The organism is Microcoleus sp. CAWBG640, from assembly GCF_020883015.1.
Taxonomy (GTDB): Bacteria; Cyanobacteriota; Cyanobacteriia; order Cyanobacteriales; family Microcoleaceae; genus Microcoleus; species Microcoleus anatoxicus.
The window spans coordinates 1-11,083 of the sequence record NZ_JAHRFC010000120.1 but is presented as its reverse complement, the minus strand read 5'-3'; the positions used below and the strand labels follow the sequence as shown (position 1 = coordinate 11,083).

General features: G+C 42.3%; 9 protein-coding genes and 2 pseudogenes. 6 read left to right on the top strand and 5 right to left on the bottom strand.

Translation table 11 applies throughout. The features are described from left to right. Positions 1-233 precede the first annotated feature (233 nt). Positions 234-857 (top strand): annotated as a pseudogene (locus AAFP11_RS27975) (alpha/beta fold hydrolase); the annotation flags it as partial. A gap of 87 nt (positions 858-944) precedes the next feature. Here the strand turns inward: AAFP11_RS27975 and AAFP11_RS27970 are convergent. Both AAFP11_RS27970 and AAFP11_RS27965 read right to left on the bottom strand, forming a co-directional pair. Further along, a complete protein-coding gene (locus tag AAFP11_RS27970) occupies positions 945-1,661 on the bottom strand; it encodes a pentapeptide repeat-containing protein (RefSeq protein ID WP_341739963.1) in 717 nt (238 codons plus the stop codon). Positions 1,662-1,850: 189 nt separating this feature from the next. Beyond that, on the bottom strand, positions 1,851-2,081 hold the full coding sequence (locus tag AAFP11_RS27965; RefSeq protein ID WP_341739962.1) for a hypothetical protein: 231 nt from the start codon (positions 2,079-2,081) through the stop codon (positions 1,851-1,853). Between AAFP11_RS27965 and AAFP11_RS27960 the strand changes: the two genes are divergently transcribed. Both AAFP11_RS27960 and AAFP11_RS27955 read left to right on the top strand, forming a co-directional pair. Then, on the top strand, positions 2,068-2,721 hold the full coding sequence (locus AAFP11_RS27960; protein ID WP_341739961.1) for an ATP-binding protein: 654 nt from the start codon (positions 2,068-2,070) through the stop codon (positions 2,719-2,721). The genes AAFP11_RS27965 and AAFP11_RS27960 overlap by 14 nt on opposite strands. 308 nt (positions 2,722-3,029) lie before the next feature. Next, entirely contained in the window at positions 3,030-3,329 is a 300-nt protein-coding gene (locus AAFP11_RS27955; RefSeq protein WP_341739960.1) for a DUF3593 domain-containing protein, read from the top strand. Positions 3,330-3,339: 10 nt separating this feature from the next. On the opposite strand, the gene AAFP11_RS27950 is transcribed toward AAFP11_RS27955, so the two are convergent. Further along, complete coding sequence (locus tag AAFP11_RS27950) at positions 3,340-7,182, bottom strand: DNA polymerase III subunit alpha (RefSeq protein WP_341739959.1); 3,843 nt, start codon at positions 7,180-7,182, stop codon at positions 3,340-3,342. A gap of 337 nt (positions 7,183-7,519) precedes the next feature. Beyond that, entirely contained in the window at positions 7,520-7,837 is a 318-nt protein-coding gene (locus AAFP11_RS27945) for a DUF2499 domain-containing protein (protein ID WP_341739958.1), read from the bottom strand. A gap of 88 nt (positions 7,838-7,925) precedes the next feature. On the opposite strand from AAFP11_RS27945, the gene csaB reads away from it, so the two are divergent. From csaB to trmB, 3 genes are all read left to right on the top strand, one after another. After that, positions 7,926-8,972, top strand: a complete 1,047-nt coding sequence (gene csaB / locus AAFP11_RS27940) for a polysaccharide pyruvyl transferase CsaB (RefSeq protein WP_341739957.1) — start codon at positions 7,926-7,928, stop codon at positions 8,970-8,972. A 13-nt stretch (positions 8,973-8,985) separates the two neighbouring features. Beyond that, positions 8,986-9,717, top strand: coding sequence for a Uma2 family endonuclease (locus tag AAFP11_RS27935; RefSeq protein WP_341739956.1), 732 nt, complete (start codon positions 8,986-8,988; stop codon positions 9,715-9,717). 163 nt (positions 9,718-9,880) lie between these two features. After that, positions 9,881-10,528, top strand: a complete 648-nt coding sequence (gene trmB / locus AAFP11_RS27930; RefSeq protein WP_341739955.1) for a tRNA (guanosine(46)-N7)-methyltransferase TrmB — start codon at positions 9,881-9,883, stop codon at positions 10,526-10,528. Between the two features lie 68 nt (positions 10,529-10,596). Here the strand turns inward: trmB and AAFP11_RS27925 are convergent. Beyond that, a pseudogene (locus AAFP11_RS27925) lies at positions 10,597-11,083 on the bottom strand (dolichyl-phosphate-mannose--protein O-mannosyl transferase); the annotation flags it as partial.

Here is an 11,083-nt window from a genome sequence, read left to right as displayed (position 1 = left end):
TTATGTTCTCCACAAGTTGAAAACTACCGAAAGGTATCGTTTAATGCTGGTGGATGACTTACAATTGAAGTTAGAGGAGTTTGCGCCATTGGTGAAGGTTTGATCGAACATCATACAGGCAAGTTCTATCTCCTGTCCCCCCCCTTTATAAGGAAGGCTCCTCTCCTGTCCCCCCCCTTTATAAGGAAGGCTCCTCTCCTGTCCCCCCCCTTTATAAGGGGGGGTTAGGGGGGGTAGTCTTATACCTACACGGGAATGGTTTAAATGTAGGGGCAAACGTGGAACACGCTAATCGATTTCATCAGTTAGGTATGTCCGTATTCCTCATAGATTATCGCGGTTATGGAAAAAGCCAGGGCGAGTTTCCGACAGAATCTCAGGTTTATGAAGATGCTCAACTTGCTATGGATTATTTAGTGAAACAACGAGGAATTAACCCTAAGCAAATTTATATTTATGGTCATTCTTTGGGAGGGGCGATCGCGATCGATTTAGCACTGCGAAACCCCGAAGCCGCCGGGTTAATAGTGGAAGGCTCTTTTACTTCGGCACGGGAAATGGTAGACTTTCAGTCTGGGGTGTATCGGATATTTCCGATTGATTTATTGCTGAGACAGCGGTTTGATTCTATTGCTAAAGTCGATCGCCTGGAAATGCCTGTACTATTTATTCACGGAACCGCTGATACTGTAGTTCCCGTTGAAATGAGCAAAAAACTGTTCGATGCGGCCCCTGAACCCAAACAGTTGTACATAGTTCCAGATGCCGGTCACAATAATTTAGCAAACTTTGCTGGTGCTGAATATCTCGAAAAAATCAGCAATTTTTTTCAACAGGGAAACACGATTAAACATTAAATAGTAAACACAATCATCCAGATACCCGAATTTTTCAAAAAGTCGGGCATCTAACTGCGATCGCCTAATTCCTGAATTTGAAAATATTCAAAGGGCTGGACAGTAATTGCAGTAATTATTCATCTTGATTGATTCTGATTCCTCTTTCTTAGCTGGACAACCTCGCTGAGATGTTTTTTTGTTGGGCATCCGGGCACCACATAAATTGGCATCTTTGAGATTGGCTTTAATCAATCTAGCATCGCTGAGGTTGGCATTCCTGAGATCTACACCAGTGAGATTTGCACCAGTTAAATCCGCTTCTGTCAGATCCGCACCGCTGAGATTTGCACCAGTTAAATCAGCATTCCTGAGATCTGTCCCATTTAGTTGAGATGCACTCAAATTCGTACATTTTAAATTAGTAAACTGAAGAGAAGCCTCTCTCAGAGAACTCTCGCTGAGGTTAGCATTTTCTAAGTTCGCTCCCCTGATGTCAGCCCTGCTGATGTTAGCTTTGCTGATGTCAGCATTGCTCAAAAAGGCATTTCTCATGTTGGCGTTGTTTAAATTAGCTTCCCTTAAATCAGCCCCGGTTAAATCGGCATCAATCAGGTCTGCCCTGCTCAGGATAGCACCGCTTAAATCAACTCCAAACAGGTCTGCACGGTTCAAGGAAGCTCCAAATAGGTCGCATCCTGGACATCCTCTGGTTTCTAACAGTCGCTGGACTAGGGACAAATTTTGAGCTGGTAAGGGAACTGCTGCGAAAAATGGTAGCAGCACTATTGCTGCTGTCAGAATAGTCCGTTGGATTTTGGTCATAGCAAATATTACTTACGTAGTTCGGGTGAAAGTTCCGGTAACAGTAGGGGTTTGAGGGTGGGCTAGCATATCTGAGTTGTTAGCAGTCTCAGCCATCAAAGGGTTTGCCATGTAGGGGTTATACCCCCTATAACAAGCCAATTTAGAGTACAAAGGAGGAGTATTTATACTCTGTTAAGTTTTGTTTTGCTACGGAGGGTAATGGTCTGCGTACAGGTGTTGAGTAACTAAGCCAATTGGCTTAGAGTCTTTAGACATATTGCTGATGCCTTGGCTTCTAGAAAAAAGATAGCATTCTTGTGTAATCGCCGAAATAATACTGAGTACAAAAGTATAAAAGAGTACATCTACTAAACGGCGGGTGTGCAAATTGATTAAAGCTAACACTTTCAGAGGAGCAGAACAAATGTCTACTAGCATAGATCAACTGGCAGAAGGCGGCCGAGGTATTAAACTCATGTGGCAGATTGCAGACCAGGTAAGTTACACCCGCACTTTCGATGGTCGCAATTGTTTGTTACTGAGTAAAAGTTACGAAACACAAGGCCCCGTTCGACACGAAAAAATTCAACAAGCCAGTGCTTTAGATGGGTTAGTAAATTTTTTAAATCGGTGGGATTGGCTGGATGCAAAACAACAGGAAGAAGTATTAGATGATATTCCCGTTAGAGCACTTAACCTGCAAGTAAATACTGATTTAAATGATGTAACTAAAGTTTTCGAGTTGTTTGAGCAGTTGCAGGATTTATCGTTTCCTAGTGAGACTTGGTACGTGCTTCAGCTAGCAGTGGTTGAAGGTTTCACTAATGCAGTTCGTCACGCTCACAAAAATCTGCCCGTTGAAACTCCTATTCAACTGGAAGTCATGGTTTTTCACGGACGCTTGGAGTTCCGAATTTGGGATGGCGGAGTGTATTTTGATTTGGATGCTAAAATCACAGAATTCATTCTGGAAGATAGAAAATTATGCTTCAATCTAAATGATTTCAGCGATACTTCCTTGATTCCTCCTAGCAAAAAAAACACTTTTGTCAACTCTCAGTTTCTGATTGCTGGATAGAGATGTTATACATGGCAATCAAGAGACTGCGTTCTTTGAAATTATTCTTGAATAAAAACGGTGCTTAGGGGAATATTTATCGGTTTTGTCTGTGGGTTTTGTCTGTAGATGGGGGAAGGTATTTTACATACTACCTTCGTGTTGTGAGTTTTGGTAATATCTACGGTGCTTGGGTGAGTCTGTAGAGGTTCGATCGAAAATGGTGCATCTTTCAAATTAAATATTAAAATTTTAAAATTATTGTCAATAATCTTAAAATTTTGATTTATCATAGTATGTGGTCAATCACCAATTACTAACGACCGCTAATGATTGCTAAGGAAAATTTATTTGTTTTGTCTCTGTTTCCCTACTTGGGATTTCTGTGGTTTTTGACTAAATCTGGAAAAACACCACGTTTAGCTCTGATGGGATTTTATGGCACTCTCGTGTTTGTGGGTGTGACGATTCCTGCCGCAATTTATGCAAAAGTTGCTTATAACGAATCCCTAGCCAATGTTGACTGGCTTCACGGTTCAGCGGAATTATTCTTAACAATTGCGAATATTTTAGTAGTTTTAGGATTTAGGGAAGCGGTGATTAAAGCCAAAGAATCTTCACCGGAATAGTTTCTCACATCTAAAAGGGATGGATTGCGGTTGGTGATGATTGGGTGAGATAGTTCAGATAACGAGAAATGCGATCGGGTTCTGTACCCAGTAAACGACTAGCCCAAGAGTGTAAGTTTAGTCGATCGCGCATTTCTCGAAATACGAGAACATCCCCATGATTATGCAGGGGAAAAATGCGAGCATCAAATCCCGCAGACTTAAGACGACTAACAGTTTCTTCGCCATCTTGTACCCACAATTGAGGGCTAATGCGAAGGGGTTGACAGGAATATTCACCTACCACAATTCCCCCCACCGAAACGCTACCATCTTGTCCTCGATTGGAAAGTTCTTGCAAAATAGCTTTGAGAGAATTCAGTTTTTTGGTGTCTTTTATTTGCTGGGGTGTCAAGTTAATAATCACAATTTGTAAAATTGCTACTGGTTTTGGTACTTGTACCCTGTTGAGTGGTTCGGGTTCCCAAGTTTTTGGCTCTTCTGGTTCTAAGGGATTTGTTTCTTCTCCAGTTTCTACTGCTGTTAATGGTTTAGCACCGTCTACAATTATCTGAATTTCCTCCCCATCTTTCTCAATTTTTCCACTAATCAGTAACACAGCATTCTCTGTAATATGGGAGCCAATCTGTTCGTAAGTTTTGGGAAATACCACAGCTTTGACTTGACTGGTTAAATCTTCTAATTGCAAAATTGCCATTTTCTCACCTTTTTTAGTAACTACGGGTTTGATAGCACTAATCATGGCAATAACTGATACTTTTCCCTTCTTTTCTGCTAGTTCTTGGATAGTAACGACATCGGGTTCTTGGTTTACTAAGAGCAAAATTTTCAGGGGATGTTCTGATACATAAAATCCGAGCAATTCTTTTTCATATCGCAACTTTTCTTGTGCATCGAAATCTTTGACTATTTTAGATTTTGGCGCAGACTCATACTTATTCGCAGACTTCCCAAAGTTCATCCCACCTAACAAATCAAATAGATTACCTTGACCGCTTTCTCGGTCTTTTTTCCGGTCTTGGGCCCATTTAATTACCCCTTCCATGTCGTTGATTAATTGCTGGCGGTTATTCTCAATTTTGTCAAAGGCCCCGCATTGAATTAATGCTTCTAAAGCGCGGCGGTTGACAGCATGAAGATTGACGCGATCGCACAAATCGGGTAAAGATTTAAAATCCCCCCCTTCCTGTCGCGCAGCTAAAATATTTTCAATTGCACCCTCACCCACATTTTTGACCGCCGAAATCCCAAACAAAATTTTATCTTTTGCAGGATGTTTCATCTTGATAGGTGTAAACGTCAGTTCAGAACTATTGATATCCGGCGGCTCTACTTCGATACCCAGTTTGAGACAATTAGCGATATATCTCTGTACTTTATCCTGGTCCCCACTGTTAGCAGTCAGCAGTGCAGCCATATATTCTACAGGAAAATTTGCCTTTAAATAAGCAGTTTGATAAGTGATGTAGGCATAGGCCATTGAGTGAGATTTATTAAAGCAATATTCCGCGAAATTCAGCATTTGGTCGAACAATTCTTCGGCAATTTTTTGAGGGACACCATTCTTAGTAGCCCCATCAATAAATGTTTCCTTTTGCTTCTGCATTTCCTCCGCTTTTTTCTTACCCATGGCGCGGCGCAGCAAGTCAGCTTGACCTAAAGAATACCCTGCTAAATCTTGAGCCATCCGCATAATTTGCTCTTGGAAACAAAGGGTTCCATAAGTCTCTTTTAAAATCGGTTCTAACAGTGGATGGTCGTATTTAACTACCTCTCTACCGTGTTTGCGATCGATAAATTGTGGAATCAAACCAGCATCCAGGGGGCCGGGACGATAAAGTGCCAAAATAGAAGAAATATCATCCAGACAAGAAGGTTTAATTTTTTTTACTACATCCAGCATCCCAGAAGATTCTAACTGAAAAATACCTTCTAAATCTCCTTTTTCTAAGAGTTTATAAGTTTTTGCTACATCACCGGGCAACTTGTTGTTTCTAGTAAATGTCTCTTGAGCTCTGCGTTCTATATCAGAAGGCAGCCCTTCGGCATCGATGGTTATATCTTGCGTTTGCTTAACATAATCAACAGTTTTTTGGAGGGTTGTTAAATTCTTAAGTCCCAAAAAATCCATTTTCAGTAACCCCAAAAATTCCAAATCTTCCATGAAATATTGGGTAATCACAGCACCTTCGTTATTCTTTTGCAGCGGTACGATTTCATCTAGGGGCTGGGAAGAAATCACCACACCGGCGGCGTGAACGCCATAGGTTTTGTTGGTTCCTTCAATGCGAATTGCCATGTCAATCCACTGACGGACGGGGACTTCAGTGCCAGTTTCTGCATTGATGCAAATTGTATTTTTGTAGTTTTCTCTAAATTCCTGTGCAGGTGTTGCATCGGAAATCATCACTTTCAGTTTTTCTGGTTTTCCCCGCGACACCGGAATCATTTTTGCCATTTCGTCTGCTTTTTTGTAGGGAATCCCTAAAACTCTGGCAACATCTTTCAAGACAGCTTTTGATGTCATTCTATTAAAGGTGATAATTTGCGCTACGCGGTCTTCTCCATATTTTTCGGTCACGTATTTAATCATGTCATCCCGTCTTTCGATGCAGAAATCGCTATCAATATCTGGCATTGATTTGCGTTCGGGATTGAGAAATCGCTCGAATAGTAATCCGTGGTGTACGGGGTCTATATTGGTAATTTTGAGGACGTAGGCAACTAGAGAACCTGCGGCAGAACCGCGTCCTGGTCCGACGGGAATATTGTTATCTCTGGCGTATTTGATGTAGTCCCAAACTACTAAAAAGTATTCAGAAAATCCCATTTGCTGAATCATTTTGAGTTCGTATTCTAGTCTTTGTTTGTAGACGGGAGGTATTTCATTTTTGGTGCGGGATTTGAGGCGTTCTAATAGTCCTTGCCAGGATATTTCTTCTACATAGGTATCGGCGGTATGTTCTGGGGGAATTGGAATGGTGGGAATCCGAGCTTCTCCTGTTAAGTCATATCTTGATACTTTGTTTGCTACTTCTAGCGTGTTTTCGATCGCCTCTTGGATCGTTTCAGCATCCAAATGGTCTTGAAATAGTTGCGCCATTTCGTCAGCGGACTTCAAATACTCTGTGCCGCTGTAGCGCATTCGCTTTTCTTCTTCTATTAGTTTATTGGTGTTGATGCACAACAAAGCGTCGTGAGCTTCTACGTCGTTGCAAGAAATATAGTGAGAATCATTGGTGGCGACTATTTTAATTTTTAGTTCGCGAGCAATTTTGACAATTTCTACATTCACAAGCCGGTCTTCTTGGGAGCCGTGGTCTTGTATTTCTAAGTAGTAATCTTCGCCAAATACTTCTTGATACCATTTGGCGACTTCACGGGCGACATCTAGCTTTCCTTGCATAATCATTTGGGGGACTTCTCCACCCAAACAAGCACTGGTAACAATTAAGCCTTCGGAGTATTGTTTGAGGAGTTCTTTGTTGATGCAAGGGCGGGCAAAAATTCCTCTTTCTGGCATTCCCTTTAAATGGGAAATTGTAGTTAATTTAACTAAGTTTTTATAACCTTGGGTGTTTTTAGCTAAAACAACTTGATGGTATTTTCTTCTACCTCGAACTTTTACTTCGATGTCGCCGTTGACAACGTACATTTCGTTGCCAATAATGGGTTTAATATTTTTATTGCGACAAACTTTGATCAGTTCGATCGCGCCATACATGACTCCGTGATCCGTAAGGGCGATCGCGGGCATCCCCAATTCCACCGCCCGCTCTGCTAGCTGCTGTAGCTGAGATGCCCCGTCTAGCAGGCTGTAATCGCTGTGGATGTGCAAACCAACGAAAGACATAGGGATTTAAGATATGAGATCTGAGATTTTAGATTGTACACCATGGGGGTAGATAAAAGTCAATTGATATACTCCCCGCCGTAGAACGGCGAGGATTCTTGACACTTCATGGAGATGTGCCACAAGTGGTCTTACCTTCTCTCTGCGTCCGTATAAAAAGATTTGGGAGTCGAAATAATGATGTCAGCGATTTAATTAATTTGAAGTAAACAATAACGGTGCACTATCATCATTAGACAGATCCAATAACTATTGTGGAACAGGCTCTATGCGTGTTCAAGACAGGCTTTTTTGGAGATGTAATAATAGGTGAATGGGGAATTTTCCTGACCAAATTCTAGTCCTGTTTAATTTTTTCTGTTGTTTGAGCCGATCGCCAAATCCACCAAGCAGCCGCCCATAGAGTAAAATTGCCGATGAGAGTCATGGCGGCTTGCAGGGTAACAATCCATTCTAGGGCTGGAGAGTTATCAAAATAGTGCCATGTACAGGCACACATAGCGCTGACGAGGGCGGGTAACATGGCGGCGGAAAGGGCCCACCAAGCTCGGTTGTGAGTAACTTCGCCGTAGGTCCAAATTAACCAGATGGCGACAATCCACTCGACGACACTAGAAATGTGAATAATCCAGGTGGGAATTGACAAAGCGTGCATTGTTTGTATTCTGAAATAAGATGCAAGATGTATTGATTAGATATTGTAATAGTTAGATTCCCCATCGTAAACTAAGAAAAAAGTAAAAATGCGAGCAATTTTGTGCGGCTATTACGGTAAAGGCAACGGTGGCGACGAGGCGCTATTAGCCTCGCTACTGCAAATGTTACCAGATGATGTGACACCGATCGTCCTTTCTGGCAATCCTGTGGAGACAAATCAGCGTTACGGTGTAGCTGCGCGCGATCGCATGAATGCGTTTCAAGTCCTTGAAGCACTCCGCACCTCCGATGCCCTAATTTGGGGTGGTGGCAGTTTAATCCAAGATACTACTAGCACGATCAGCCCATTTTATTATGGCGGTTTGATGGGATTAGCACAACAAATGGGATTAAAAACTGTGGCTTGGGCCCAGGGAATTGGGCCTTTGAATCGAGAAATTACCCGTAAGTTATCTCAGCGGTGTTTTGCTGGATGTACTGCGGTTAGCGTGCGGGATAAAGGCTCTGCTACCCTGCTAGCAGATTGGGAAATTCCTTTTACTTTAGCGCCCGATCCGGTGTGGGCTTTGGAAAATTCACCAGTGTCGGGTTTGTGGGATTTGCCAGCGCCCAGAGTTGCGGTTTGTTTGCGATCGCATCCTAGCCTAACTCCCGCTCGGTTATCAATTTTAACTCAAGCTTTAGTGGACTTTCAAAAAGCCACCCGCACCTTAATTTTGCTACTGCCTTTTCAAGCTTCCCAAGACTTAGAAATTGCCAAACATTTGCATGAAGCATTACCGAAAAGGAGTCGGATTCTGAGTTTAGACGATCCAAGGAAATTGAAAGGACTATTTCGGGGAGTCGAAATGGCGATCGGGATGCGCTACCATAGTTTAATTATGGCAGCTTCAGAAGAATGTCGCTGTTTTGCCCTCAGCTACGATCCCAAAGTTAGTCAGTTGATGGACGAGTTAGAAATGCCGGGATATTTATTATCAGACTTGCCAGACGATCCTTATTTAATCAGTAAAATCTGGATCGAACACTATGCTAACGGCGACGCCTTATCGCCAGAGAGGATAAAATTTATAGTAGGGCGATCGCTCTTTCATCAAGAAGTATTGAAAACCGCACTCCAGCAGTCTCAATAAGAGGTAAAATACCATGACAGTCAGTACAGCAGACTTGAAAATTACCTGGGAAAAATTGCCCGCCGATTTTATTTTAGACGAGGAACCAGTGGAAAACATCGACCAGCCTTTGCTAGCTGCTGCCTTGCGAGAAATCTTAGAAATTGCAGGGCTAATAGTAGCAGGAATATTAATTGCTCCAAATATGGGTATTTGTGCGACAGTAGACAGCAAGCTAGTTATCAAAGCTCCAGATTGGTTTTATGCCCGCAACGTACAAGCGCTTCCCAGTCAAGAAATTCGCCGCAGTTACACTCCCAACTTAGAAGGGGACATTCCGGCGATCGTGATGGAGTTCTTGTCAGCTAGTCCCAACGATGAATATTCAATCAAGCCAAGTTATCCCCCCGGTAAATGGTTTTTTTACGAACAAGTATTGCGAGTTCCAATCTATGTAATCTTTGAACCCGCCGCCGGAGTGCTAGAAGTCTACCAGTTGGATTCAGGAGGAAGGTATCAAGCACAGCAACCCGATTTAAATGGTCGTTATTGGGTTGCAGGAGTTGGGCTATTTCTGGGTGTTTGGCAGGGAACAAAAGCGGAAAGAAGCGGATATTGGTTGCGCTGGTGGGATGAGAGCGGACAGATGTTATTGTGGGGAGTAGAGATGGTAGAAAGGAAAAGGCAAGAAATAGAAATTGTTCAAGAGCGCGGCGATCGACTAGCAGCACAATTAAGAGCAGCAGGCATTGAACCAGAAGCTTGATACAATAATTAGAAATGAGAAATCGTAATCATGCAATTTTTCATTTCTAATTTGGCGATCGCTAATTCGTGGAAAAAATTAGACCAGTTAGCAAAAATCAATAATTATCAGCGTTAATCTGCATTCATCTGCGGTTAAAAATCACATTAAGGAGACATCAAAATTGGCAAGAGTTAGAGTTCGGGAACACGTCAATCCCCTATCCATTCGATATCAAGCATCCGTAAATCCCCCGGATTGGACAAAAATTTATGCTGAGTTAAATTTGCCGCTGCATTTAGATATCGGTTGCGGTAGGGGAAGGTTTTTGTGGCACATGGCGCAACTCCAAACAGACTGGAATTTTCTGGGATTAGAAATTCGGGAACCTCTGGTAGAAGAGGCGAATGTTTGGCGGGATGAAAAAGGCTTGACAAATCTCCACTATTTATTTGGCAACGCCAATAGTTCTCTGAAGCCCATTTTAGAAACTTTACCCGCAGGTATTTTGCAGCGAGTTAGCATTCAATTTCCCGATCCTTGGTTTAAAAACAAACACCATAAACGGCGGGTAGTGCAACCGGAGTTAGTCAATGATTTGGCAACCTATTTGGCAATTGGTGGCGAAGTTTTTATGCAATCTGATATTGAAGAAGTAGAAAGGGAAATGTGCGATCGCTTTTCATCTCACCCTAGCTTTAAGCGTCAAAACAATGGCGAATGGTTAGCAGAAAATCCCCTACCTGTGGCGACGGAGAGAGAAATTGGTAGACTCCAACGCGGCGAAGCAGTTTATCGAGCACTATATCATAAATGTGCATCACCCTCTTAAATTAATTAGTTCCATTTGCGTGCTGTTTATTTGCACCTTTCTACTTAGCATCTGTTAAATTCACTTAATTAAATCCAAGATGGCAGCCACATCCTAATTTTCCATTCAAGTTCCGACAAAGGGAGTCCCAAATAAATAGGCATCCAGAAAGCAAAACCACCTAAAACCATAAAAATAATTGTCACTCCCATCCCTCGGAGACGATTCTGATGGCTATTAATCCACCTGTCAACCCACCAAGCAATTGCCAGCGTTGCAAATACAGAACAACCCATATAATGATACAAAAATACGCAACGAGTAACCTTGACCCAAGGCAGCAAATTAGCAGCCCAGTTAACTATTAAGTATAACATCAACCACATTTCAGTAGTGGGGGGAAACACAAATAGCTGCTGCTGTTCCAGGAGAGTAACAGAATCCTCGTTACGGGTTTGTCGCCAAACCCAAAAGCGGTTAACCAAAATTACTGCTACTAATATTAAACCTAAAGTTGACAGCCACCAAAGCATCGGATTCCCCATCGCGTGAACGTCAAAGATTACCTTAGTCGCA